This is a genomic window from Vibrio sp. MACH09 (assembly GCF_033238805.1).
In the GTDB taxonomy this organism is placed as follows: domain Bacteria; phylum Pseudomonadota; class Gammaproteobacteria; order Enterobacterales; family Vibrionaceae; genus Vibrio.
The window spans coordinates 2147712-2173040 of the sequence record NZ_BSFZ01000001.1 but is presented as its reverse complement, the minus strand read 5'-3'; the positions used below and the strand labels follow the sequence as shown (position 1 = coordinate 2173040).

At 41.3% G+C, this 25329-nt stretch carries 18 protein-coding genes and 1 pseudogene; 12 read left to right on the top strand and 7 right to left on the bottom strand.

The annotated features are described in order from the left end of the window. Window positions 1-269 precede the first annotated feature (269 nt). Window positions 270-1760 (top strand): glycerol kinase GlpK, encoded by a 1491-nt coding sequence (gene glpK, locus CHJ_RS09615; RefSeq protein ID WP_317917556.1) that lies wholly within the window; start codon window positions 270-272, stop codon window positions 1758-1760. Between the two features lie 81 nt (window positions 1761-1841). Here the strand turns inward: glpK and CHJ_RS09610 are convergent, their stop codons facing one another. The 4 genes from CHJ_RS09610 to CHJ_RS09595 form a co-directional block, all read right to left on the bottom strand. Next, window positions 1842-3023 carry a GGDEF domain-containing protein gene (locus CHJ_RS09610; protein WP_317917555.1) on the bottom strand — a complete coding sequence of 394 codons (1182 nt, stop codon included), beginning with the start codon at window positions 3021-3023 and terminating at the stop codon, window positions 1842-1844. A 318-nt stretch (window positions 3024-3341) separates the two neighbouring features. Next, window positions 3342-5189 (bottom strand): M3 family metallopeptidase, encoded by a 1848-nt coding sequence (locus CHJ_RS09605; RefSeq protein ID WP_317917554.1) that lies wholly within the window; start codon window positions 5187-5189, stop codon window positions 3342-3344. A gap of 168 nt (window positions 5190-5357) precedes the next feature. Continuing rightward, the gene (locus tag CHJ_RS09600; RefSeq protein ID WP_171753229.1) at window positions 5358-6272 is read right to left on the bottom strand and encodes a pseudouridine-5'-phosphate glycosidase; all 915 of its coding nucleotides are present in this window, start codon (window positions 6270-6272) and stop codon (window positions 5358-5360) included. Further along, window positions 6266-7360 (bottom strand): PfkB family carbohydrate kinase, encoded by a 1095-nt coding sequence (locus CHJ_RS09595; protein ID WP_171753230.1) that lies wholly within the window; start codon window positions 7358-7360, stop codon window positions 6266-6268. Before CHJ_RS09595 ends, CHJ_RS09600 begins: the two co-directional genes overlap by 7 nt. A gap of 331 nt (window positions 7361-7691) precedes the next feature. On the opposite strand from CHJ_RS09595, the pseudogene CHJ_RS09590 reads away from it, so the two are divergent. Together CHJ_RS09590 and CHJ_RS09580 are read left to right on the top strand one after the other, a co-directional pair. After that, window positions 7692-9391 (top strand): annotated as a pseudogene (locus CHJ_RS09590) (EAL domain-containing protein). Window positions 9392-9471: 80 nt separating this feature from the next. Continuing rightward, complete coding sequence (locus CHJ_RS09580) at window positions 9472-10248, top strand: sulfite exporter TauE/SafE family protein (RefSeq protein WP_171753232.1); 777 nt, start codon at window positions 9472-9474, stop codon at window positions 10246-10248. Between the two features lie 69 nt (window positions 10249-10317). Here CHJ_RS09580 and CHJ_RS09575 read toward each other — a convergent pair whose 3' ends face one another. Continuing rightward, entirely contained in the window at window positions 10318-10470 is a 153-nt protein-coding gene (locus tag CHJ_RS09575; protein WP_171753233.1) for a hypothetical protein, read from the bottom strand. A 631-nt stretch (window positions 10471-11101) separates the two neighbouring features. Between CHJ_RS09575 and CHJ_RS09570 the strand changes: the two genes are divergently transcribed. Together CHJ_RS09570 and CHJ_RS09565 are read left to right on the top strand one after the other, a co-directional pair. Beyond that, the gene (locus tag CHJ_RS09570) at window positions 11102-12382 is read left to right on the top strand and encodes a dicarboxylate/amino acid:cation symporter (RefSeq protein WP_317917551.1); all 1281 of its coding nucleotides are present in this window, start codon (window positions 11102-11104) and stop codon (window positions 12380-12382) included. Window positions 12383-12603: 221 nt separating this feature from the next. Further along, a complete protein-coding gene (locus CHJ_RS09565; RefSeq protein ID WP_317917550.1) occupies window positions 12604-13470 on the top strand; it encodes an EamA family transporter in 867 nt (288 codons plus the stop codon). Window positions 13471-13644: 174 nt separating this feature from the next. Here the strand turns inward: CHJ_RS09565 and CHJ_RS09560 are convergent, their stop codons facing one another. Then, window positions 13645-14988: a glycosyltransferase family 4 protein gene (locus CHJ_RS09560; protein ID WP_317917549.1), complete on the bottom strand. Its 1344-nt coding sequence runs from the start codon at window positions 14986-14988 to the stop codon at window positions 13645-13647. A gap of 370 nt (window positions 14989-15358) precedes the next feature. Between CHJ_RS09560 and CHJ_RS09555 the strand changes: the two genes are divergently transcribed. From CHJ_RS09555 to CHJ_RS09525, 7 genes are all read left to right on the top strand, one after another. After that, the gene (locus tag CHJ_RS09555) at window positions 15359-17050 is read left to right on the top strand and encodes a sugar phosphorylase (protein WP_317917548.1); all 1692 of its coding nucleotides are present in this window, start codon (window positions 15359-15361) and stop codon (window positions 17048-17050) included. A 26-nt stretch (window positions 17051-17076) separates the two neighbouring features. Continuing rightward, window positions 17077-18426 carry an ABC transporter substrate-binding protein gene (locus tag CHJ_RS09550; RefSeq protein ID WP_171753238.1) on the top strand — a complete coding sequence of 450 codons (1350 nt, stop codon included), beginning with the start codon at window positions 17077-17079 and terminating at the stop codon, window positions 18424-18426. Between the two features lie 94 nt (window positions 18427-18520). After that, the gene (locus tag CHJ_RS09545) at window positions 18521-19384 is read left to right on the top strand and encodes a carbohydrate ABC transporter permease (RefSeq protein WP_171753239.1); all 864 of its coding nucleotides are present in this window, start codon (window positions 18521-18523) and stop codon (window positions 19382-19384) included. 6 nt (window positions 19385-19390) lie between these two features. Continuing rightward, a complete protein-coding gene (locus tag CHJ_RS09540; protein ID WP_171753240.1) occupies window positions 19391-20353 on the top strand; it encodes a carbohydrate ABC transporter permease in 963 nt (320 codons plus the stop codon). Window positions 20354-20358: 5 nt separating this feature from the next. After that, complete coding sequence (locus tag CHJ_RS09535) at window positions 20359-21456, top strand: ABC transporter ATP-binding protein (RefSeq protein ID WP_171753241.1); 1098 nt, start codon at window positions 20359-20361, stop codon at window positions 21454-21456. A gap of 62 nt (window positions 21457-21518) precedes the next feature. Beyond that, a complete protein-coding gene (locus CHJ_RS09530; RefSeq protein WP_317917547.1) occupies window positions 21519-23348 on the top strand; it encodes a hypothetical protein in 1830 nt (609 codons plus the stop codon). A 30-nt stretch (window positions 23349-23378) separates the two neighbouring features. Beyond that, entirely contained in the window at window positions 23379-24386 is a 1008-nt protein-coding gene (locus CHJ_RS09525; protein WP_171753243.1) for a LacI family DNA-binding transcriptional regulator, read from the top strand. 46 nt (window positions 24387-24432) lie between these two features. Here CHJ_RS09525 and CHJ_RS09520 read toward each other — a convergent pair whose 3' ends face one another. Beyond that, window positions 24433-25317, bottom strand: a complete 885-nt coding sequence (locus tag CHJ_RS09520) for a helix-turn-helix domain-containing protein (protein WP_317917546.1) — start codon at window positions 25315-25317, stop codon at window positions 24433-24435. Between the last annotated feature and the right edge of the window lie 12 nt (window positions 25318-25329).

The window sequence follows — 25329 nt, the reverse complement described above, 5'->3', positions numbered from 1 at the left end:
TCGAGTGTATTGGTTATTATATAAACATAGTGCTCAATAAAAATCGAACAATATTTTTAGCGTAATTGTTAAATTTCTACTTATTGGTCATAAAAAGAAGTGATGATTTTTGCTATAATTGGCATTTACTCATTGTATTTTCAGGGTATTTATCCGAGGTTAGCAAGGTTTGATAATATAAATGTTGCATTTATGATAAATATTTGTTTCGATAATGGTTGTACGAACAAAAGCGAACATTGACCAGCAATTTAAGGATTTAAAAGCAGATGGAAAACAGTAAACAAGTGGTTGTTGCTTTGGATCAGGGAACAACAAGCTCTCGTGCCATCATCTTTAATCAGAGCTCTAATATTGTAAGTAAGGCGCAGCGAGAATTTAGCCAGATATACCCGAAACCTGGCTGGGTTGAGCATGATCCCATGGAGATTTGGGCAACTCAGCGCTCGTCTTTGACAGAGGTATTGGCTCAGTCGGATATTCATAACCAAGAAGTTGCCGCGATTGGAATTACTAACCAACGTGAGACCACGATTGTGTGGGATAAGAATACGGGTATTCCTGTCTATAATGCCATTGTTTGGCAGTGTCGCCGTACTGCAGATCGCTGTAATGAACTGAAACAGCAAGGCTTAGAACCCTATGTTAAGCAAGTAACGGGACTGGTTATTGACTCTTATTTCTCAGGTTCGAAAGTGGCTTGGATACTGGATAATGTTGAAGGCGCAAGAGAGCGAGCTGAGAAAGGTGAGCTGCTTTTTGGTACGGTTGATACTTGGTTAATATGGAAGTTAACCTCAGGAAAAGCGCATGTCACCGACGTTACTAACGCATCTCGTACCATGCTGTTTAATATCCATACGCTTGAATGGGATAAGAAACTGCTGGAGATTTTTAATATTCCTGAACAGATGTTGCCCGACGTAAAGTCGTGCAGCGAAGTCTATGGCTACGCCAATATTGGTGGTGGAACTAAGATTCCTATTAGCGGCATTGCCGGAGATCAGCAAGCCGCATTAATTGGTCAGCAGTGTTTAAAGAGAGGAATGGCTAAAAACACATATGGAACAGGGTGTTTTTTATTGATGAACACCGGTGAGAAGGCGATTGAATCTAAACACGGCTTGTTGACAACGATAGGTTATAAAATTGGTGATGATGTTGCTTATGCCCTTGAAGGAAGTGTCTTTATGGGGGGGGCTGTTATTCAGTGGCTACGTGACGAAATTGGTTTGATTCGAGATGCATCCGATAGCGAGTATTTTGCCAATAAAGTCGACGATAGTAATGGCGTTTATGTTGTCCCTGCTTTTGTCGGTTTGGGGGCGCCTTACTGGGATCCTGAAGCACGAGGCACAATTACCGGCTTAACGCGAGGAACCAATCGTAATCATATTATTCGTGCTGCACTAGAGTCTATTGCCTATCAAAGTCGCGATGTGTTGCAAGCCATGGAAGATGACTCTGGCCTTTCACTTAACCATATTTGTGTAGATGGTGGAGCCGTTGTTAATGATTTTCTGATGCAGTTTCAAGCGGATATTTTAGGAAAAAATGTCGTCAGGCCAAATGTAACCGAATCAACCGCTTTAGGTGCGGCTTTGCTGGCTGGTTTAGCCGTTGGTTTTTGGTCGTCAAAAGAAGAACTGGTCAATAAAAAAGAGATTGAGAAAATCTTCTCACCAGAAATGGAAAAGCCACAAAGGGAAACCAGATACCGTGGATGGTTAGATGCTGTTGAGCGTACTAAGTCTGGTTAGTTTTCCTTTTAAACAAGTTCCAAACGTAAAAAAGAAGCTTTTTCAGGCTTCTTTTTTTTTTAGATGAAACTATAAGTTGGCTTAGTGCATCGCTTCTTTGCGTTGTTTTTCTTGCATGATCTGCTGGGAAAATTTTTGGTCGATATCTTGATTGAAGAATTGGAAGTTGTTTTTGCCGATGGATTTCGCGTGATACATAGCATGATCTGCATGAGATATCAGCTCATCTGAGTTGGCACAATCATCTGGGTAGATAGCTATACCGATGCTGGCAGTTACTTTTAACTCTAAATCGTTGAGTAAATAAGGTGAAGCCAATGTGGTAATTAATGAACTGGCGACCGCTTTAGCGGAGGTAATGCACTCTGATAGTGACGGCTGATCTTGCAGTATAATAATAAATTCATCACCACTAATTCGAGCGGCGGTATCATAGGAACGGACCGCTTTTAAAATTCTATTTCCGACAACCTTTAACAGCTGATCTCCCATTGAGTGTCCATAGTTATCATTAATGGCTTTAAAGTGGTCCAGATCGATAAATAGTATTGCTACGAATCGACCATTTTGTTGAGCATGAGTAATGGCGCTATCTAATGCTTCTATAAAGTGAATTCGGTTAGGTAATCCAGTTAGGTAGTCGTAATGAGCTTGGATATGTAGTGCTCGATTTTTCTCTTCAGCGTGCCTATTCTCTTCCGTTAGTGAGTGTATTGAACGCTCTTTTTCCCATGCTTTTTTTGATAACAGACGATAGATAAAAATGGAGATCAAAATAGACACGAAAATCAGTATGCCGCTGACAATTTGATAACTGGTAACCCTCTGCTGATAGTGGGTTTTAATGGTACTCAGCACCTTGCTAATTCGGGAATTAAATTCGGCGAACTGCTGATCAATATACTTGTCTGTTGATGAGCCATAAAAAGAGTGGGTTGGGTTGTCTAATTGGTGTTCAATGTTGCGTCGAAGGTCAGTGAAAAGCAGTTGTAGTTGAAACATCTCGTTGTAAATATCGTCATCTCGTAATGCGTAATACTTTCCTTGGTCATTTTCTCCTCCGGTTAACATGACCCCGATATACCATTCGGCCATGTCCAGTCGTTGACGTACGGCGTCGGTGTTATGTGATTTATCCCCGGCAATAATTTCATCTGTCCACATATGCGCTGATGCGGCATTAAGCTTTATCTGGCCTGCAGCTTCTATCGTCGGAATACATTCGACCAGTAACCGGTTTGCGAAAAAAAATAGTGAGCTCATCACTAAGATTAATAGTGATGTATAGGAGAGAACTGATACTAAAAGACCCTGTATAGAGAGTTTCATCAGAGCATAAACTTATTATTACCAATAAATATTTTTAATATTAAAAGTGTAAATGATGGTTAAATGCGCTGTTGAAAAGATCCCGTTTTTGGCTATGCAATATGAATCTTATCACATTTAACGGATGGGTTTGCACTGGTCGTACCACAATGTTGTGTAGTAGGTCGCTTTTTTGTTGTCCCTGTGAATGGCAGTAAAAGCCAAGTGTTTCAGTTCATGAATACACTTGGCTGATTGATTTAAGTGCTAATTTTATCGACCGTACGCTGTTTTAATCGCCTCTTCAAACTGTTGGCACATCGCTTTATCAGATTGTTGGTTATTGGCTAGAATCTTATTGCCATCGACAACTTGTATGCTTGCATTTAGTGGCGCGATTTCAGCACGGACTCTCGTTGCTGCTGAGGCTATTTTTTGCTGCTCTTGTTGCCAGACTTGATCCGCAGATAAATTACACTCATCGGCTAAGTAGCGGGCATTAAAGCCTTCACCTGTTAGCCTTTCTATGGTGGTGTTATGGTTAACTTTATTCCCTTCACGCCAATAGTGTTCCGCAAGTAGAGGGCCAATGTTAGGGTTGTCGGTTAGATAGCCAAACTTATTCATGAAGTGATGGCGGGTTTGATACACTGCCATATTGGCTAATAAGTAGCCTTGATAAGCACAAGCCGCTTCATCTGACAACAGATGTGGAATCGCCATTAATGGGCGAGGGCTGGTATCAAGACCGAGAATATTCATCTCCATCTCTCTTGCGAGTGAAGTGACTTTTTCTGCGGTCAGTTGTTGATCTTCTAGCAAATAGAGTGCGCGTTCGAAGTAGGGAACAACCAGTATGCTTCGTTCTCCGTATGCTCTGAATGGTTGTCGAGCATCAATCATCGCTTTAATCACATGATCGGGAACGGCATTGCCGTCAGCGTCTTTTGCGTATTGCTTTAGCCAGTCTCCATCGCTCAGTAGGCTATCGCAAAACATGGATTGTGTTTCGGCATAGGCCATAGAGGTTGGTGCGAACTCTTGAGAGAAGCATGGCGCGTTCATCTTAACATTGGCAAAGTGAGCTGCGTGACCCCCTTCGTGAAACAGTGTGTTTATGCCATCGTAGCCACTGCCAACCTGATCGGGTTTGGCATTGCTGGTAAAGTTAACTTTCGCTGCTACCCATTCTCCTTGTTGGTAGAAAGAGGGAGTCGGGCCGTGACAAAATCCGTTTGGATACTTGCCTTTTCTATCAAGTAGATCAAGAGTGAGCTCTGCTTGAGAGTAATTGATGTTAAGTCGACCAAAAGATTCTACCCAACGAGTCAGTGACTGAGAAAAGGGCACATATGGGTCGAGATCTCGCATTGCATCGCCAGAAAAAGAGTAAACAAAGTTATGCCCTTTGATGGCGTTATCGCCTTTCTGTTTTGCGAGGGTTGCAATGCTGTCTAAATGATTGCTTCGCGTCTGTTTCTCAAAATCATCCAATATAGAGAACAGTTGTTCTGTGGTCATCTGTTCGGTTTTTTCGATGGAGTAATCAAAAAAGTTATTGTAGCCAAGGGAACGAGCAAATTGATTGCGTAGTGCCACTAACTGTAAAAATCCGTTTTGTAATAGCCATTGCTCCAAATCTAATAGAGCTTGATGTGAAGAGCGTCGTACGGTTTCGTCGTCACTAGTGCGGATATTGGCAGCCATGACAGGAAGCGAGCCTTCGTAACTCTCACCTTTTGCGTCAACATAGCTCATTACGTGATTTTGCTTTTTGCTGAACAGATCGGCTTCAAATTGAATTAATTCTGCTTTGAGTTTTTTCGCCTGATCCGATTCGATGGCATGTGCTTTAAAGGTCGCTAGCCAACCTTTTAAACCAATTAGGGTAGATCTATTTTCATCATTATCTGTTTGAGTGGAGAGCGTATCGATATGATGTTGGATGGCGCTAATATTGCTTGCATCACTAAGAAAAGAGTTCCATTGCGTTTCTGCCTGCGTTGCTCCTTTCTGATCGTCACTTAGCCCCATATAGGTTTGCCAAAAGAATTGCTCTTTTTTGCCATGAAGATCTAAATAGTGCTGATTGAGGTCATTGAAAAATTGGGTTGCTGTCATAGCTAATTTGCCTAACTAATTGAGAATATAGCTAGTTTATACTTAACTGCTGACAAAGGGGGAATTTTATTAGCTCTTGTGAACTTGTAAAACGATGACCGTAACCATGTTTGATAAAAAAATAGCCAATCGATGGATTGGCTATTCTACTATTTTTTGGGCGTGTAATTACTTGCAGTATTCTAGCGCTATTTGAGCACCTAAACGTGCGTTGTTTAATACCAATTGAATATTGGAGTCTAGGCTGTTACCACCTGTTAGCTCACACACTCTTGCTAGCAAAAATGGTGTCGACTCTTTACCGTAAATGCCTTGCTCATCTGCTTCTTTAAGAGCGGTTTCAATTGCATTAGTGATCACTTCTGGAGCCATAGCGTACTGCTCTGGAATTGGGTTGGCGATAACCGCACCACCATGAAGTTCGAGCTGCCATTTAGCTTTCAATGCAGCAGCAATCTCTTTTGCACTGTCTAAACGATAGTCAATGCTATGCTCACTTTCGCGAGTGTAGAAAGCTGGTAGAGAGTCAGTTTGATAACCGATAACTGGCACCCCTTGTGTTTCCAAGTACTCTCTCGTTAGTGCGAGATCTAGAATGGATTTAGCACCTGCACAAATTACCGCCACATCTGTATTGGCTAACTCTTGTAGATCCGCTGAAATATCAAATGTCTCTTGCGCACCTCGGTGAACACCACCAATACCACCCGTTGCAAATACTTTAATTCCGGCCATTGCTGCAAGTATCATGGTTGCGGCCACAGTGGTAGCACCGTCTTTTTTGCCTGCAACGATAAATGGAATATCGCGACGGCTAACCTTAGTGACTTCCGTACCGGCTTTACCAAGATGCGTAATTTGCTCTTCGTCCAATCCTACTTTTAGGCGACCTTCGATAATGGCGATAGTGGCAGGAACGGCACCATTGTCACGGATGGTTTTCTCTACCAGTAACGCAGTTTCGACGTTACGAGGATATGGCATTCCATGGGAAATTATGGTCGACTCCAAAGCAACAACAGGTTGATTATTTGCTAACGCTTCTGCGACTTCAGGTTGAATATCTAGGTAGTTTTCTAACATGGGATGTTTTCCTCTAATAAACGCAGAACCGCTTGTTCTGACATAGTTGAATTTATGGTGTTATCGGCAATAAGAGCAAGTCGGGCTGCGCCTAGGGCAAAATCGACAGTGTGATCCCATGACCAATGACTGACATAACCGTGTGCTAAGCCTGCCATTAAGGCATCTCCAGCGCCGGTCACGTTGTTAACTTGTACTGCGGAAGCAGGAATAAACCGGCCTTCATTGTTGTGGCTAGAGTATGCTCCTTCGCTTCCTAAACTGATTAGCAGTTGAGTAATACCTTTATTGTGAAGAATTTCAGCGACTTCTGGTAAATCACTCTTCTGTTTAATCTCTTTTCCTGCCAGTAATTCAGCTTCTAATTTGTTGGGTTTTAATGTGTGTATCTTGTTTAGAAAAGGCAGCAATTTAGATGCTTTTACTGATGAAACGGGATCAACCAATATTGGCTTATCACCATGAACATGGAACAGATATTCGAGTGCGTTTATGTTCAGGTTGGCATCAAGCACGATGGCTGTTGATCGGGAGATGACGCCATCTCGCTGAGCCAGTTGAGCGGCGTTTAATGAGTCGATCAGCGCCATATCATTCAGCGCCAGTTGCATTTCACCGTCAGGACCATGAATAGATAAGTAGCTGCTAGAAGTTGCGCCAGTCACGGTTAAGCAGTGATCCACATTAACCCCTGCTTCACGGCAGGCTTTTTTCAGCTGGTCGCCCCACAGGTCATCTCCCATTGCACCCACAAAATGCACGGTACTTCCAAGTCGACTCAGATTTTCAGCGATGTTTCGGCCTACGCCGCCGGCACTACTGGTTAGTTTCCCGGGGTTTGAATCGCCAGCAACGAGTGACGATTCTGCACGTCCGCAAAGGTCCATGTTGGCGCCGCCGATTACCATGGCATATTGGTCAGGTGCAATAATGTACCCTTTCCCTTGTATGACGCCTTTTCTGGTTAGGTTCATGATATGACCGGCTACCGCACTTCTACTACAGCCCATTTTATCGGCCAGATTTTGCTGTGGGATCATTGGATCTTGCCTTAGCAAGGCGAGTATTTGTTGTTCTTTTTCTGTCATAAACATATGTCCGCAAACCAAACAATTGTTTGTATATTAAATGGGATAATTGATATTGCACGTGGAAAACTGGAAATATTTGTCGTTTGTCACATTATTTTCTCGTGGAGAGGCTGGGTATTTATGCGGTCGTTGAAGGTATCCATATGCGAGGAACGTGTGAGCGGTAGGGGTTTCACCCACTGTGAAATAATATTTATTGATTTACAGCATATTATTGTTATCGTAACAGTGTAACCTTACTCGACTAGAGCTCGAGTTAATTCATATACGTAATACAATAATGTTGTTCTATTGCTGTAGATAATAATTTACTAATTTTGACGTTGTTTTGTTTGGTGGCTTGTTGGATATTTCACAATCTAGTTTTGCGCATTTTATTAGCATGATTGATAGTGCTAATGAAGGGCTTTGGGTTAAAGACACGGCTGGAAAAGTGGTGTTTTATAATCAAAGTTTTTATAAACAATTTGCGTTTTCAACACATGAGGCTCAGTTATCCGACTGGGTTAAGCTAGTCCATCCCCTAGATAAAGATAAATTGACGTTAATCACCGATATCAATAGCGATGAAAGAGTCGTCGATGAACGAATTGTTAATCAATATCGAGTGTTAAAAGAAGACGGCAGCTTTTGTTGGATTGAAGCCACTGGTGTGATTAAAAAAGAGGGTGGTGCTTCCTATATTGTTGGTAACCATCGTGATGTCACCCAGCAGAAAAAAATGGAATCGTACGTTAATAAACTCAGCTATTACGATTCGGCAAGCGGCTTACCAAACCACCAAAAACTTCTCCAAGATATTGATGCTCTAGAGTGTAATTCAACACTTATTCATATTCATTTAGATAGAGTTAAATCCTATGTGAATCGCTATGGTGAGTCTATTGTTGAGGAAATCATAGATAGGCTGTTGCAATGCTTCTCACTGTTTGACCACTACCAAAGTACAGCATACCGAAACAACAGTGATTCTTTTTCTATACTCATTACTAGCTTAGTTTCGGAGCAAGACCTTGCTCAAAGTTGTCAATCCTTCATCTCTCTATTTCACTCCTTGTCAAACCAAACCAGTCAGCTTTATGTAGGAAAAGTTTACATAGGTGCTTATCAGCATTTATCGAAAAACAAAACCGCAAAAGAGGTGTACAACTGGGCATCTAAAACTTGTGAGTATGCGTTTAGGAATGAACCTGCTCGTTGGGCGATCTGTAATTCCACCAATAAAGAGAAAGTAGAACACTTTTTTTATATTGAAAGCCAGCTTAAAAAGGCCATTGATCAGCAAGAGATATCTATTCGCTTGCAACCCATAGTATGTGCGAAGAGCAATCAACTTTTGAGTTTTGAAGCTTTGGCTCGTTGGGAAAAATCAGAGATGGGCGCCATTTATCCTGATGAATTCATTCCGGTAGCAGAAAGACAAGGTTTAATTTCACACCTTGGTGAAAGCGTATTAGAGCAAGCGTGCGATATATAAAAGAATATAACCATAAATGGAACAGTCAGGTACGGATAAATGTTAATGTTTCGGCCTTACAACTGTTAGACGGAGTCTTTCCTCGTAAAGCAAAACAGATAGTTCAACAAACCGGCGTTGATCCTAAAATGGTGGTTTTGGAGTTAACAGAGTCTGTTCTTATCGATAATCAACATCAAATAAAGCCTCAAATGGAGCAGCTAAAAGCGATTGGCTTTAGTTTAGCGATGGATGATTTTGGGGCTGGTTACAGTTCCTTGACGAGCTTTTTTAAGCTTCCTTTTGATCAGGTTAAAATTGATAAAGAGTTAGCGAACGAAGTTATGCGCGCTAATGAACCTCTTCACTATATGAAGTTTATAACCAAAATTTGTGCGGATAAAAATGTCTCTATAACCGTGGAAGGGATCGAAACGGTTTCTATGCTTGAAAGTTTTAATCAAATGGATATTACCACTTTGCAGGGATATTTGATGTCGAGCCCACTGTTGATGGAAGATGCATTTGAACTGAGTACCGATTTTGGAATTTGGTTAGCGGAGAACAAGTAGTTAATACCATGCTCTGAAATGAGGGCATTGTCGCTGAACCAACACCTTGAGATTACCTGAGTATATTAAAGGAAGCATGGATGCTACTTGAATGGTCAATACTGTTTTTTGCCGGTTTTTTTGGTGGCATATTAAACTCACTTGCTGGTGGAGGAAGTTTTATTACCTTTCCGGCACTCATGTTGGTGGGCATTCCCCCCGTTCACGCTAATGCAACCAATACGTTTGCATCATGTGCAGGCTACCTTAGTGGTGCCTATGCCTTTCGTAAAGATATAGCGGATCATTCCTCCGATATTGTCCGAATTATTCTGCTGAGTTTTATCGGCGGTATAGCTGGAGCATGGCTGCTATTAAAAACCCCCGAATCCCTTTTTATGGAAGCCATTCCATGGTTACTGTTGTTTGCCACTCTGCTGTTTATCTATGGTGGCAAACTAAGCCAATATTTTAATAGACTATCTTCTTCTTATCGCCATGCTTCTCTGCTGGCTACTCTGTCTCTTTCTGCATTTTTGGTTTTTGTTGCACTGTATGGCGGATTTTTTAATGCCGGTTTGGGCATCATTTCATTAAGTTATTTAGCGCTGGCGGGCTATAGCAATATTAATGCGATGAACGGCATTAAATTGTTAATTTCCTCATGTGTCGCATTGGTGGCCATTGCTCTGTTTATTTGGGAAGGAGTTATTGAATGGCAGTCAGGTTTTTTGGTATTGCTCGGAACGCTATTAGGTGGCTTTGTCGCAGCGAAAGTATCACGAAATCTATCTCAGAAACTGGTTCGTAATTTTGTTAGTCTCGCCAGTATCAGTATTACCCTCTACTTTTTTTATGATGTTTATTGGGTGTTTTAATTAAGTGAGGCTGCCCCACTTAATGAAAACACTAGGTCATATTCTACTACTCTTATGACATGACTCAGGCTAGGAGCGTAAGCTATTACCGAACAAAAGTGACATTGCAATCGATGCGCCTATGGCGAGCAAGATGTTGGTCATGCTAAATCCCCAAATGGCAACGCAGATAGCGACTGTAACAATTGACCAGAGTAATGTTTCGAATATCCAAGTTCCCATAATGTTTCCCACAATGTTGAATGAATGATTTATTTAATCTCAATTCGGGATAAAAAAGTTAAAACTCCATATTTAATAATAAGTTAAGCTTTAACTAGGCGCAGTGCTGCTATTTTAGATGAATGACAAGGCAAAATTATAAGTGATAGTTTTTCTATCACGTTGATTTTAACGAAGTCAGACGCTGTAAGAGCAATACTGAGCGGCTTAAATTATCCCGAACTGAGGTTATTTACTTATGTCATTTCTAAGTGAAAGGTTGAGAACGGCACCTAGTGATGACTTGGGTATAGTAATTATCTAATGGTTAATTTTAGGTTATCTAACGACAGCGACCGACATCTTGTTCTAACAGACGCTTTCTGTTCAACGGTTAAGCAGATTGAATGGGCTTATTACTAGAAGTATAAACTAACAATTCACGCGTTATTAAAATGTTTTGCAAATGTTAATAATTGTGGTGTTTTAATCTATAAATGTTACCTAGTACTAATATATATCACTGAAAAATACGCACAAAAGATAAATTTATTAATAGAATTCATTTACACCAATAGGGTTTTATGCTGTTATTCAGTGTCAATGGAAATTGACACAACTTTTTTACAATAATAATTTTAGAGATTTTGCAATGGATAACAAAAACACAACTGCGCAGAACACAGGTGGCGCTTGGTCTCGACTTGAACTTTGGAAAAAAATCCTGGTAGGGATGATTCTGGGTGTGATTGTCGGTACCGTGATGGGGCCTGATGCTGAAGTGCTTAAGCCTATTGGTACACTATTTATTAACGCGATCAAAATGCTGATTGTTCCTTTGGTATTCTGTTCACTGATTGTTGGTATAACATCAATGAAAGATACTCAGAAAATGGGAAGAATTGGTGCAAAAGCAGTGATTTTCTACCTTGGAACAACCGCCGTCGCTATTACTATTGGATTAGTGCTAGCAGCAGTATTGACTCCAGGTGCAGGACTGAACATGGTGGCATCGAATCCTGAGGCAGCAGGAAAAGAAGCACCAGCATTGGTTCAAACACTGTTGAACATGGTTCCTAAAAATCCAGTTGGTGCTTTAGCCGCTGGTAATATTCTTCAAATTATCGTCTTTGCAATTGGTCTTGGCATCTCTCTTGTTTTAGTAGGAGATAAGGCTGAGCCTGCAATTAAGGTGTTTGAAAGCCTAGCTGAAGCTATGTATAAACTGACCGAGCTTGTGATGAAGCTGGCTCCGTTTGGTGTGTTCGGCTTAATGGCATGGGTTGCCGGCAAATACGGCCTAGATGTTTTATTGCCACTGATTAAAGTTGTTGCCGTGGTTTACTTAGGTGCCCTGATTCATGTATTGGTATTCTACAGCGGTGTGATTCGCACACTAGGTGGATTAAGCCCTGTTCGATACCTCAAAGGATTAGCAAACCCAGCCGCTGTGGCGTTTACTACGACCAGTAGTTCAGGTACGTTGCCTGCGACAATAAAAGCTGCGCGTCAAGAGCTAGGTGTGTCAAAAAGTGTTTCTAGCTTTGTATTGCCACTTGGAGCGACCATTAATATGGATGGCACCGCCTTGTATCAAGGTGTGTGTGCGCTGTTTATTGCTCAAGCCTTTGGCATTGATTTAGCAACGTCGGATTATGTCACTATTATCCTTACCGCGACGTTGGCGTCTGTGGGTACTGCGGGTGTTCCGGGAGCAGGTCTAATCATGCTTTCATTAGTACTGACTACCGTTGGCCTACCTATTGAAGGTTTGGCTATTGTTGCAGGTATTGACCGAGTTCTGGATATGGCACGTACAACCGTGAACGTATGTGGAGATATGATGGTTTCTGTTATGGTAGCGAAAAGTGAAGGTGAGTTAGATACGTCTGTCTACAATACTGACACTAATGCTGAAGTAGAAACAGCATAATACTCTAACTTATTATGAAATCCACTGCTTATATAGCGGTGGATTTTTTTTATCTGTAATAACTCGACGAATAGTAAAAAGTCTTTAAACTAAGAGATTTACACTCAAGTGACCTCAAGATGCGCTCCCAAGGGGCGAGTTTTATTGGCTGAACAAGCTCCTTGAGATTACTTGAGTATATTGTTAAAACAACATAAGCAGACAGTGCAGTGGTTGATCTCATGTTCATAGGAATAGTGGCGAGTTTTATTGGTGCAACGCTGCAAGCTATTAACTATATTCTCACCCAAAATTGCCAGCAAAAGTATAATATTGATGGTGTAAAACTGCTTGTGGCGACACATGCTGCAATGGGATTTTTTGCGCTTATTCCAGCCATTTTGTTTGATTATTGGCGATATATTCATCCTAGCCAGTATATTGATTTTATAAAAATCAATCTGCCTTATCTAATTGCACAGTATCTACTTATTAGAGCGATCAAACTGAGTGATGCGTCGGTTGCCTCACCATTGTTGGCATTGAAGATACCTGTGCTGGCGTTAATTTCTTGGCTAGTGTTGCAACAATCATTTTCTATACAGCAGTGGGGAGCAATAGCGATTATTGTTGCTATGGCTTGGCGATTCTCCACGATGTCTGGTGACATATCATTGAAGCCTCTGTTGCTCGTTTTTATCGCTTGTATTGGTTATAGCTGTTCAGATCTAGCGGTAACCGATTTCTCTCATCGAGTACCGGGCTCATCTCCGATAGAAAAAGTGATGGTTACCATGACGATAAACTATCTGGTTGTTGGCGTATTAAGCCTGCCTCTGATGGTGACGAACAAAGTCAGCATAACAATGGTTTATCAGGCTAAATGGGTTGGTTTTGCTTGGTTCTCTGGTGTCATTTTGTTAGTGATTGGTTTTAACCTCAGTGGTGTTGTGTCCGGTAATATTGTTCAATCATTACGCGGGATAATTGGCATTGCATTGGCGTTTGTATTCTTTCGTCATCAAATTAACCAGCCTATGTCGCTATGGAAAAATAAGATGCTCACCGCGTTGATAATGGTCGCAGCGATTGGGCTTTTCTATATTTAAAACAAAACGATAAAGGCACTTTAAACAAAACTCTCCTCCGAGCATGAGATCGGTTTTGTCTTGAAATGTGCTTACATATGGAGGGTGAATGATGAAAACTTCAACGAAACCCGGCAATCAATACCGGGTCTTTTTTTCATCGACACAAACAGGCGATGACGCGGTACTTAAAAATCAACAAGCCTTAAATATACCTTCTAGAACACGTTGCAATACTGGATAAGAGAACGAGTCTTCACCTATCTGGTAATTGCGAGCCATTTTGTCGGCTCGGTCTTTAGCGTCAGTTAAGTAATGAATGGTTTGTTGAACCGCTTTGTCGTTGATTGAACGATCAATGTACGCCAATCCGTTTGCATCAATTTGGTGTTTGTCACCTAGGTCAATAATATCAAACTGGCTCTGTTCTATGTCGGTTGCATAAACAGGATAACGGTAGACAATCATAGGCAGTTTAGCGATGAGTCCTTCTAAGAACTGATTTCCCCAACCTTCCAATAGACTTGGGTAGGTGATCATATCTGCATGGGCATAAACGTCCCAAAGAGAGTAGATTTTACTATCTTGCTGAGATGAGCGTGAATGAGCAACCACATCGTTGATAAACAGAAGCTCTACGTTTAGCGACTTAGCTTTGTCTATCAGTTTTTGTAAGTATGGCGCTTCTTCACTCATGCCTGCAAAAGTCAGGATTAAACGACTCTCTTCTGTGAATATCTGACCGTTATATAAGGTTTTTCCAACCAACTCGTCTCTATTTTTTTCTAGCGCAGCGATATGATCGATGGCGAGTTCTATTCCCTTTCTGGCAACAATTCGAGTTGCCTGAAGGAACATTACATCGTGAGGGCGAATGTTAAATCGAGAACGAAGATCTTGGTTGTACTCATCGATATGCCAGTCACTGTTGTGAAAATCGAATACATTTGGCACAACGTTAGACTCAATGCCTCGACGAGCTTTTAACTCTTTCTGAGCAATATGATTGATGACGCAATGCTGAATGCTGTCGTCCTTAGGAGGAAAGTAACAATCAAGTAGTTCGGTTATAGCAGGGCAGGTTGGATTGGAGTATTTTTCACGTTCCCAATGAAAATCGTGGTGATGGCAAATCGCTTTTATACCAGTGGATTTTACCGCTTGATAGAGACCAATAGCGGCAGGCAGATGATAACCGAGTGACCAAATATTGTTTGGAACAATAATATCAATATCCAGTTTAACTATCGCTTTAGCTATTTTGTCCTCAATACACTTTGCCTGTTTATGTATGCTGGCAATAAGCTCTGCATCATCAGTAAAGTCAGAGAGTTCTACATAGGCATTTTGAATGATTTGGTCATTAAATGAGTCCAAGTAGTGCAACTCTTCTATGCATTCTGCCTGACAGTTTCCTTGGCTACCTGCTAGGTAATAGATGTTATGGCCAAGCGCTTGCAAAGCAGATTTCCATTTATCCATTTCCAGTGATACGCCATCGGTTTCCCCTACGCGGAAATGCGCGAGTAAGATGTTCATTTTTTGTTCGCCCTATCATTGATTCACAGTACTTACTAAGTGATGTGCATTTAACGATACTGTGCAGAGTTAGAAAGTGACTAACTTCACAGAAACAACACTGAAGCCAAAACCGGTTTTGGTTTATTGCAAAATAAGTGACTCAGTTCAAAAAAATCTATTATTTTCCTGTCTATGATAGTTATATCGAATGTGAGTGTCGTTATGAGAATGTATTTTCTCATTTTTTATAACCAGCAACAAAACCGGTTTTGTTTTTTTGATATAAATATCGATAAGTTGGTGAGTTAGGTGGTTTTTTATATTTTGGTAAGAGACGTTAGTTAACGTATAGACGAAAGTTAACGTATAGATACAGTGGAAAAAAGCGATGAAGCTTAAAAGCGAAAATCTTAAAAATAATTTACAGCAAATTCTAGCTGGTGTGTATGCACCAGCAGAGCTGAATACCTTTTTGCCTGAGTTAATGAATAGAATTGAACAGTTTTCTGGGGTGAGTAAAAAAGAGAAATGGGTCGATCAGAACGACATTATGTTGATTACATATGGCGACTCAATCCAGAAAAAAGGTGAAGCACCAATGCAGACCTTGCATCATTTCTTAAATAGAAATGCACAAGATGTTCTGTCAGCAGTTCATATTTTGCCTTGTTTCCCATATACCTCTGATGATGGTTTCTCTGTCGTTGATTACTGGAAAATCAATCCTGACTTAGGTGATTGGAGTGACGTAAAGTCACTCTCAGAGGATTTTGAGCTGATGTTTGATGGTGTTATTAACCATATTTCTCAGTCTAGCGATTGGTTCCAAGGCTATCTTGCAGGAGACGAAGCGTATAAAGATTTCTTTATTGAAGCGAATCCTGATAGAGATTTCAGCTCGGTTACCCGCCCAAGAGCGTTACCATTATTGACGGCATTTGACACAAGTAACGGTAAAAAGCATATCTGGACCACGTTTAGTGAAGACCAGATAGACTTGAATTTCCGCAGTACGGAAGTGTTTGCAAAAATCGTTGAGCTGCTGCTGTTTTATGCTGAGCAAGGTGCATCATTTATCCGACTTGATGCCATTGGTTTCATGTGGAAAGAGATGGATACATCATGCATCCATTTGCCTCAATGTCATGCTCTTGTTCAGGCCATGCGAGCTGTGATGGACGCTGTTGCACCACAGGTTAAATTAATTACCGAAACGAATGTGCCTCATGTGGACAATATTAGTTACTTTGGTAACGGCCAAAATGAAGCGCATCTGGTTTATCAATTCCCGCTTCCTCCACTGACACTGCACACTCTACAAACCGGTGACAGTAATAAAATTGTTGAGTGGATGGGCAGCTTAGAAGGGTGTTCAGATAAAACGACATTCTTTAACTTTCTTGCGTCTCATGATGGCATCGGTGTTCGTCCGGTAGAAGGTATCTTATCAACTGAACAGGTTAATGATTTAAAAGATATCGTTCAGAAAAATGGTGGCCGAGTATCATTCAAAAATAATGGTGACGGCACTCAAAGCCCTTATGAGCTGAATATCAACTATTACGATGCGATAAAAAATATTGATGCGGATGAATCTACCAATATTGACCGTTTTATGGCAGCGCAATCAATTCTCGTTTCTATGGCAGGTGTACCGGGTATTTACGTTCACAGTTTATTGGGTTCAACCAATGACACTGAAGGGCTAGAAAGACTGGGATATAACCGTGCTATTAACCGTGAAAAACTGGATAGCGATATTGTGGAAAGCGAGCTGAATGACTCTGCCCACCGTCGCCACAAAATTCTTAATCGATTTAAGCATTTATTAACGGTTCGCAAAGGTGAGAAGTCATTTGCACCAAGTGCGTCACAGAGAATAGTTAAAACCAATTCTAAACTTATAACCATGGTACGTGATGAACGTGTTGCTGTGGTTGTAAATGTTAGCAACCAATCTGTAGAGCTTGATACACGTTGTTTATTAGATAACCTTAATAAGGATATTTTATCTGGTAACGCAGTCAAGACCACAGTAACCCTACAGCCATATCAAGTGATGTGGTTGAAAAGTGAATAACGAATCCTAAAGATAAGGATATAGTGATGAAATTGAAAACTCTGACTCTTGGACTAGCTGCTGCAGGACTGACCATGTCTAGCCTTGCTCAAGCGACAACCATTGAATATTGGACTACCCAAACTCAATCAGACCGTATACAGACCATTGAAGTAATGGCTGACGTGTTTGAAGCGTTAAATCCAGGAATAGATGTTGAAGTTGTAGCTGTAGATGAGAATGAAATACCGACTCAAATAGCGGCAGCGGCGGCATCGAACACTCTGCCAAATATCGTAGAAGTTGGGTCTAACTTATCGTTAGCCTTTGCCGACCAAGGCATTGTAAATGTTGATGCCAATACGGACGTTGTTAAATCTCTTGGTGAAGATCGTTTTTATCAAGGTGCACTGAAGCTTATCCAAAACCCAGACACAGAAAAATATGTTGCTGTCCCTTATCGTGGTTGGGTTCAGGGTATTTGGTACCGAGCTGACTGGTTTGAAGAAGCCGGTCTTGAGCCACCAACAACATGGGAAAGTATTGAAAAAGCTGCAAAGCATTTTTACAAGCCGGAGCAAAATCAATACGGTATTTTGATTGGTACTAAGTCAGACGCATACGCGGAGCAGGTTTATACTCAGTTTGCTTTGTCGAATGATGCGGGTGAGTTCGATAAAGATGGTAATCTAATCTTTAACTCTGAAGCACAGGCAGAGACATTAGATTTCTACAAAACATTGGCTCAGTACAACCCTCCAGGTCCACAAACTTGGCGTGCACGTGACTACTACTTGCAGGGTAAATTGGCGATGTTCTTCTACTCTACCTATATTATGGATGACCTAGCGCTAGCAGAAGCTGCAGCAAGTTCATTGGGTACGGAGAACTTTAAAAACCTTAAAGGTGCTAAGTTTGATCCAAACTTATCTAAAAATACTCGTTTAGCAGCAACAATTACTAAGAAGTCACCTTCTACATTCGGTACTTTGGTTGGTTTCTCTGTGATGAACACAGGTGATCAAGCTGAAGTTGATGCAGCTAAAGCCTTCTTGGAATACATGAATGAACCTGATCAAGTTATCGCTTACTCACACATGGCGCCTGGTGGACACCTACCAATGCTGCGTGATATCGCTGAAACAGATGAGTTCTTAGATGATCCAAAAGGTATCTTCAATCGCTATGGTAAGGAATCAATCAAAGAGATCGTTGGTGGTTTCGATACGATTAAAAACTTCTCTGTTGTTGATGGTAAAGCCTTCCCGAAATCGGGTGAGATTTTCTCTAAGCAGGTTATCCCTCGTATGATTTATAGCGCTGTTATTGAAGACCAAAGCACTCAAAAATCACTTGAGTGGGCAGAAAAACAGATGCAAGAAATTGTAGCTAAGTAATATTGTTAATATCGCCGGCTATCGTTAGGTAAGTAACGCCTGCCGGCATTCACTTGAGGTTAGCTTTTAACCTCACCTGAGAGGAATTATTCTCATGACTCCATTAGAGAGAGCAGAAGCGAGATTAGGTTGGAAATTAGTTTCTCCAACGATCATCTTTATCGCGCTTTTAATACTCTATCCTATTGTATTTAACGTCTACCTTAGCTTTTTTGATGTTAAGTTGAATGGTGATAAGTTATTTGTCGGACTTGATAACTATTCAAAATTGCTGTCTAACCCTGACTATTATTCATCTATAGGCACGACAGTAATCTACCTGCTTGGTACTGTTGCCGGTACCACGTTACTTGGCCTTTTAGTGGCGCTATTAATGCGTGAACCGTTTAAAGGACGTGGCATTGTTAGTGCAGCGATACTCATGCCTTATTTTGCACCGGTTATTTCGGTGGTGTTTGGCTGGCAGTTCCTTTTTGACCCTGTTAATGGTGTATTTAACTGGTTAATTGTTGATGTGCTAAACCTAACAGCAGAGAGAACCAACTTAATAGGTGAGCCAGAGACTGCGGTTTGGGTAGTGATCATTTTTGATATCTGGAAACATTTCCCTATCGCTTATTTGCTAATTTTGTCTAAGTTGCAATCGATTCCAAAAGATCAATATGAAGCGGCAGCAATAGACGGGTATGGGCCAGTTGGACGTTTTTTCCATGTGACGTTACCTGAGATCTATTTTGTTCTTGCAACGGTTATTATTTTGCGTCTGATTTGGAACTTGAACCGATTTGAGGATGTATATCTACTTGCGCCAAATGTAGAAACTTTGCCGGTATTCACTTACTACCAAGCATTTACCGGAATCATTGATCAGGGCTTAGCTGCAGCAACATCCGTTATTCAATTTGGATTCTTGTGTGTGCTCATCTGGTTCTATGTTAAGAAAATTTTGAAGTGGTAAGCAATTATGTTGGGTAAACAAACTGTAAAAAGTCGAATTGGATTTTGGATGGCGATTCTGTTGCTAGTGAGCTTCTGCTTGCTGCCTTTCGCACAAATCTTATCGACATCATTGAAGCATCAATTTGATTGGGGTAACCCATCATTGATTCCTCAGGTCGTTAACCTTGATGCCTATAAAGAGTTGTTGGGATTAAATGAAGTAAAAGAAGTAGAGCTGCCAGCAGCAGTTCAGAAGATTCTATCGAATCCAAAAATACCTCAAGATAAGAAAGACGCCATTGTTGCTAAATACAGTGGTGGTGCGGATGTCTTTCCTTTCGGACGGTATATGCTAAATAGCTTTGTTATTTCCGCCGGGGCGGCAATTATTTCACTGGTCTTTGCTGTGATGGGGGCTTATTCAATCAGCCGTCTACGCTTTCAAGGACAAGTTGTCGTGCAGCGTTCGGTGTTATTTGTCTACATGGTTGGTGGCGTTCTACTGATGGTTCCTCTTTATCAGATGGCGGTAAATGTCGGATTAGCGACCAGTATGTGGGGATCAATATTTAGCTTATTCGCTATTTATATTGTTCAAACGTTGCCAGTTGCACTTTATATGTTGGGTAACTACTTCCGAACGATTCCATTTGCGCTTGAAGAGGCGGCAATGATGGATGGTTACTCACGCAGACAAGCAATATTGAAAGTAGTGATACCTTTGTCACTGCCTATGCTAGCAACAGTATTTATGTACTGCTTTATTATCGGATGGAATGAGTATTTGTTTGCGTCTGTTTTCTTAAAACAATTTAAAGAATTCTACACTTTGCCTTTAGCTCTTCAGGAACTGTTTTTGTCGAAGAATGCTATTTGGGACCGCATTATGGCAGCGTCTATGCTGACTCTGGCTCCAATTATTGTGTGTTTCTTATTTGCTATGCGTCATATGGACGGTGGCAAAACTGATGGCGGTGTAAAAGGTTAATTATTATGGCTTCTATTTCTCTTAAAAATATTATCAAGAACTACGGCGAAACGAAGGTCGTGAAAGACATTAGTCTAGAAATTCAGGACGGTGAGTTTGTGGTTCTGGTTGGTCCTTCTGGCTGTGGTAAGTCAACCACTCTACGTATGATTGCAGGTTTAGAACAACCAACATCTGGCGATATTCAAATTGGCGATAAGGTGGTCACTCATGTAGAACCACAAGACCGAAATATTGCCATGGTATTCCAAAATTATGCTTTATATCCTCATAAAACGGTTGAAGAGAATATTGTTTTTGCTCTTAGACGTTTAAAAATGGATGAAGCAGAGATTGAGCGTCGTCTAGAAGAAGTTTCTAAGATGCTTAAGCTGGATGAGTACTTAAAGCGTAAGCCAGCAGATTTGTCTGGTGGTCAACGCCAGCGTGTTGCTATGGGTCGTGCCATCATTCGTGATGCGGACTGCTTCTTGTTTGACGAGCCTCTATCAAATCTTGATGCTAAATTACGTAACCATATGCGTACTGAAATAGGTCAAATTCACAACAAATTTGGTCGCACTAGTGTGTATGTTACGCACGATCAGGTTGAAGCGATGACGCTAGCGGATCGCGTTGTAGTTATGCGTGACGGTATCATCGAGCAAGTAGGTACGCCGATGGAAATTTATTTGGATCCAAATAATATTTTCGTTGCGACGTTTATTGGTTCTCCTTCAATGAACATCATTGATGGTACGCTTTATAATGACTATTTAGAGGTGGGAGGTTATCAAATCCAACGCTCTATGCTGGTCAATGTTGCTATTGATGATGAGATTACAAGTGAAGGTAAAGCGGTAAAAGTGGGGATTCGCCCAGACTTCTTTAATGACAAAGCACACTTCTCTGAAACGGAACGTACTTTTGATTTTGATGATATTGAAATCGACCTTGTTGAACCTATGGGCTTCGATAAAGAGGTACTGTTCAAACTGGGAGAGCAGAATGTCAAGGCAAGACTTGATTTGCGCTCCGAAGTCGAAAAAGGCAATAAGATGGATCTGTTAGTGGATCTCTCCAGAGTGTTGTTATTTGATATCGATACAGAAGAACGACTATAAAAAAAAAGGCCTCTCACTTCGGTGCGAGGCCTTTTTTTATCATCAACATTGTGAATAAACAAATGACCCAGTTGCTAGCATCTATTGCTCACTACTTATTTGAGCGAAACAATCAATTTGAACTGTCAGCAGCTCAAGATACTGCTGCTGCCCTGTGCCGTGCATGGTTTATCACTCAATCGGGAGAGAGAGCTAAAGAGTATCAAGCGGCATTGCATCTGTTAAAGCAGCATCACCATCATCCAGTGATACAACTGCTTGAACAATGTCTGCCGCTTATTGAACAAGAATCCGGCTTGTTACCGCAGCGTATTGTCGATGATGATATTGATGCTCTCTGGTCACTGTTTTCGCCACAAGCCATCGCGTGTCGAGACAACGGCAATCTGGTTGCAAAACAACTGTTAGAGAAGCGGAGTATAGAGCTCACTAGACCTGACAAGCCGTTAATTACCGACGTTGCGAAACAAATACTGTTTACCAGTAATATTATGCTAACGGTGCCTATAGATTGTCCCAAGCATTTACCGACAGAGATGCAGCAGCAATTAGTGTTGGCATCTTCACAACCTCAAGCGTATTGGTATGATCATCCGATCCCGATAGGCATTCCTGCTGAAGAGAATGAAATACTGTATGGGCTCCAGCAGTTGGATCGTTCGATAGAGTATGAACGCCAGCGAGGGAATATTGCTGACAAGCAGAAAGTTGCCATTGCTCTGTCTGTTTCTGTTACGCACCCTGCATTAGCGTCGATTGCTAGGCAGTATGTGCAGTGGGAGATAGAACAGCATTTAAATCTAAATAACATTCAAGTGACACTTTTTGCCGAGAATGATTGCCAGCAGTTGCTGTCATGTTTTCCTCATCCTAGTGATGCATTAAAACAAGTATTTGGTGTAGATGGTGCTTATGGACGCCATTATAGTTTTTTAAAAGCGATTGCTGCGTTATGGCAAAAAACCATCAATCCTGAGCTTAGAGCGACGTTCAAGATAGATTTGGATCAGGTTTTTCCTCAGCAAACTTTAATAGAGCAAACCGGTTACTCTGCTTTTGAACACTTCTTACAATCCAACTGGGGAAGTGACGCCATTAATGCTAATGGGGAAGCGGTACATCTGGGGATGATCGCAGGTGGTTTAGTTAACGAGTCTGATATTGAGAAAGGTCTGTTTACTGCCGATGTGACACAACCCGTTGATGGAAAGTATGACGTATTTGAACAGCTATTTTGTAGTCGTTGGGCGCAGGCTATTTCGACAGAAACTGAAATCCTTAGTAGAAGCCGCAATATTCAACGAGTGCATGTTACCGGAGGTACAAACGGCATCACGGTTGATGCGCTATTTCGATTCAAGCCCTTTACGCCAAGCTTTATCCATCGAGCAGAAGATCAAGCTTACTTGCTGTCGTGCTTTGCGAGAGATAACGAACAACCTCATTTAGTTTATGCCCATCAACCGGGACTGATTATGCGCCATGATAAGGCGGCATTTGCTGGCAGAGCCATGTCGGTTGCTGAATCTGGAAAAGCACTTGGTGATATTGAACGTATACTGCTGTTTAGTGGCTACGCGAAGCATCACACACTTCCATTTGATGAGTTAAAACAACGTCTCTATCCATTTACTAGTAGCTTTATCAGTCGTACACCAGTCACCTTGGCATTATTGAGATTTACACTCGAAGGAACATATAAGAATAGTGAGTATATTGATTCAGGTGCGAAACGGCTGATGAAGTGTGTCGATTTTTATCATAACCAGTTGAGTCGAGAGCTAACTTTTAACCAACAGGGGTGGGAGGAGTATTATCAAACCCTTGCCAATATGACTTTATTCAATAAAGATATGCATCGAGTTATTCTCGGATGCCAAATTACTATATAATCAGCGCGCCGAAGTTAGGAGCTTGTCAGTATGTCTATTAAAAAATTAGCAGAATCATTGGGTCTATCTAAGTCAACAGTATCTCGTGCCCTGAATGGTTATAGCGATGTGAATCCAGAAACCAGAAAGAAGGTTTTTGATGCTGCTAATGAGATGGGATATAAACCAAATGCAACAGCAAAACGGTTAGCTTCTGGTAAGTCACGTAATGTTGGCATCATTCTGCCATCAAACTCACGAATGTTTGTTTCGCCAGCTTTCTCCAAAGTACTTGCCGGTGCCTCGACCTTTTTAGCAAAACATGATTATCAGCTCATGGTAACCACTATTTCTGACTTTCAAGATGAAGACAAAGTGTACCAAGACTTTATCAATAGCGGCATGATAGATGGTCTGTTCGTTGTTCGTACTCGTGTAAATGATGAGCGAATTGCGATGCTCAAAGAGCGTAAATTTCCTTTTATATGCCACGGTTTTGATGAAGGGTATGACGCGGACAGTTTTGTGGATGTCGATAACGCAGAGGTGTTTTATCAACTCACAAAACGGCAAATTGAAAATGGCCACAGCAGAATCGCATTTATTGATGGCCCAAGCGAACTGACACTCTCTGTATCTCGTTTCCGAGGTTATCATCGAGCCATGGATGAAGCTGGATTAGAGGTTGATCCAAGATGGGTAAGAAATGGTGAGCTAAGTGAAGATGGGGCTCTGAGGTTAGCCAAAGAGGTGCTTTCGTTAGCTCAGCGACCGAGTGCTATTTTGTGTGCCGATGACAATATGGCGATAGGTACAATCGCCGCTTGTGAAGAGTTAGGTTATCTACCGGGTAAGAATATCTCTATTGCAGGATATGGTGATTACGAGCAGGGGCGCTACAGTAAGCCTGCTGTGACTACGGTGAAATATGCCACTTTTGAAGTAGGAGAGGAGATGGCTAAGTTAATGCTAAATAAACTAGAGAAACGCTCCTACACCATTCAGAACTGGTATCAAGGCAACATCGTGGTTAGGCAATCGGATCTGCTGTCACGTTAGACAGTTTGTATTGTTTGTTAAAGCGCGATTGTTCAGCAAAGTACGGTTATTTTCCGTTGCGATAATGCTTTGGAAAAACATGGAATGTTTTTTTAAACTGATTAGAAAACTCATACTGAGAAGCGTATCCAAGTTGTTGAGATATCTCAGAAATTTGCATAGAAGTAGACCTTAACATTTTACACGCTTCGTCCATCCGTTTACGAATTAAATACTCTCTCGGCGACACGCCCATTTTCTTTTTAAATGTTTTTCTAAATCGTTCATATCCCCAACCTTTGCTTGCACAGTATGCTCTAATATCAAAGCGATGAGCGTATTTTTGTTCAAAATCACGACAGCTTAACTCTATGATCGCGTCATTTTCGATTGGCTTATCTTGTTCGCTAAATAGTGCCCTTAGAATGGACAAATAGAGTAAGTAACCATCGATGAGCGTTTCTTCACTGGTTGTCCGCAATAACATCATCAACTGTTCAATGTTATCGATGCTAGCTTGGCTGTACTTATCGTTGTAAACCGGGATGGTACTGTCGATTAGAGATAATGAGCATAAGTGCTGATACAGCTCTTGGTTACAATCGAGGTAATACTCTTTCCACTCGCTGTTAGGGTCGATAATAGTGGTGTGGGGTTTGTCTGGTCTGCGCTGAAACAGTGAGCCTTTAGTTAATGGGTAGCGATTACCATTTTCATCGCAGTAGTGACCTTCTCCTTGGATAACATAGACCAATGAGTAAAAGGGAAATGCCACGTCGATGTGATCGATTTCGATGCCTTTTTTATTGATATAACCACAACCTATCCAGTTTTTCGATTGGCCTAATGTTCTTGAAACATTGATCGGTTCAGACTGCTGATAATGGTTTGGCGTTACGCTGTCGCAGCAGAGAGACTTAGCCAAATACTTGTGCTGGTTGTTCTGAATCATAGTGAGTTCTCT

Coding starts and splice junctions, on each gene's coding strand:
- glpK (WP_317917556.1), top strand. CDS start 270: ATGGAAAACAGTAAACAAGTGGTTGTTGCTTTGGATCAGGGAACAACA.
- CHJ_RS09610 (WP_317917555.1), bottom strand. CDS start 3,023: ATGAGCTCACTATTTTTTTTCGCAAACCGGTTACTGGTCGAATGTATT.
- CHJ_RS09605 (WP_317917554.1), bottom strand. CDS start 5,189: ATGACAGCAACCCAATTTTTCAATGACCTCAATCAGCACTATTTAGAT.
- CHJ_RS09600 (WP_171753229.1), bottom strand. CDS start 6,272: ATGTTAGAAAACTACCTAGATATTCAACCTGAAGTCGCAGAAGCGTTA.
- CHJ_RS09595 (WP_171753230.1), bottom strand. CDS start 7,360: ATGACAGAAAAAGAACAACAAATACTCGCCTTGCTAAGGCAAGATCCA.
- CHJ_RS09580 (WP_171753232.1), top strand. CDS start 9,472: ATGCTACTTGAATGGTCAATACTGTTTTTTGCCGGTTTTTTTGGTGGC.
- CHJ_RS09575 (WP_171753233.1), bottom strand. CDS start 10,470: ATGGGAACTTGGATATTCGAAACATTACTCTGGTCAATTGTTACAGTC.
- CHJ_RS09570 (WP_317917551.1), top strand. CDS start 11,102: ATGGATAACAAAAACACAACTGCGCAGAACACAGGTGGCGCTTGGTCT.
- CHJ_RS09565 (WP_317917550.1), top strand. CDS start 12,604: ATGTTCATAGGAATAGTGGCGAGTTTTATTGGTGCAACGCTGCAAGCT.
- CHJ_RS09560 (WP_317917549.1), bottom strand. CDS start 14,988: ATGAACATCTTACTCGCGCATTTCCGCGTAGGGGAAACCGATGGCGTA.
- CHJ_RS09555 (WP_317917548.1), top strand. CDS start 15,359: ATGAAGCTTAAAAGCGAAAATCTTAAAAATAATTTACAGCAAATTCTA.
- CHJ_RS09550 (WP_171753238.1), top strand. CDS start 17,077: ATGAAATTGAAAACTCTGACTCTTGGACTAGCTGCTGCAGGACTGACC.
- CHJ_RS09545 (WP_171753239.1), top strand. CDS start 18,521: ATGACTCCATTAGAGAGAGCAGAAGCGAGATTAGGTTGGAAATTAGTT.
- CHJ_RS09540 (WP_171753240.1), top strand. CDS start 19,391: ATGTTGGGTAAACAAACTGTAAAAAGTCGAATTGGATTTTGGATGGCG.
- CHJ_RS09535 (WP_171753241.1), top strand. CDS start 20,359: ATGGCTTCTATTTCTCTTAAAAATATTATCAAGAACTACGGCGAAACG.
- CHJ_RS09530 (WP_317917547.1), top strand. CDS start 21,519: ATGACCCAGTTGCTAGCATCTATTGCTCACTACTTATTTGAGCGAAAC.
- CHJ_RS09525 (WP_171753243.1), top strand. CDS start 23,379: ATGTCTATTAAAAAATTAGCAGAATCATTGGGTCTATCTAAGTCAACA.
- CHJ_RS09520 (WP_317917546.1), bottom strand. CDS start 25,317: ATGATTCAGAACAACCAGCACAAGTATTTGGCTAAGTCTCTCTGCTGC.